At 46.5% G+C, this 546-nt stretch carries 1 pseudogene; it reads right to left on the reverse strand.

Annotated elements, in window-relative coordinates:
* Window positions 1-546 (reverse strand): annotated as a pseudogene (locus FC07_RS05765) (knotted carbamoyltransferase YgeW); the annotation flags it as partial.

Genomic DNA, 546 nt, shown 5'->3' on the forward strand with positions numbered 1-546 from the left:
TAATTCTTGTTCCAACTTGTCGATACCGTCAAAGTCGCCGCGGCCGTATAAGTCAGTCCGTTTTTCCATGGCTTTGAAAGGTGCCCAGCTCTTGCAATAGATGACGTCTGCGTCTTTGAAGGCTGCTTTCATATCGTTAGTCTTGGTGAATTTACCGCCAGACTTTTTAGCATTGTCTTCGGCAATCTTTTCAATTTCAGGCATGACTTCGTAGCCATCTGGATGGGCCAAAGTCACGTCCATGCCGTAGCGGGTCATTAAACCAATGATGGCTTGGGCAACAGATAATGGCTTGCCGTATGATGGGGAGTAAGCCCATGACATAACGATCTTCTTGCCTTTTAATTGATCAACGCCACCAAATTCATGGATGATATGGTCTAAATCAGCCATGGCTTGGGTTGGATGGTCCATATCGTCTTGCAAGTCGATCAAGTTAGGACGTTGTTCCAAAATACCGTCACGGTTGCTTTCAGCAACGGCGTCAACGACATCATGCATGTACTTGTTCCCTTTGCCGATGTACATATCGTCACGGATCCCGAT

It is taken from the genome of Loigolactobacillus bifermentans DSM 20003, from assembly GCF_001434575.1.
Lineage (GTDB): Bacteria > Bacillota > Bacilli > Lactobacillales > Lactobacillaceae > Loigolactobacillus > Loigolactobacillus bifermentans.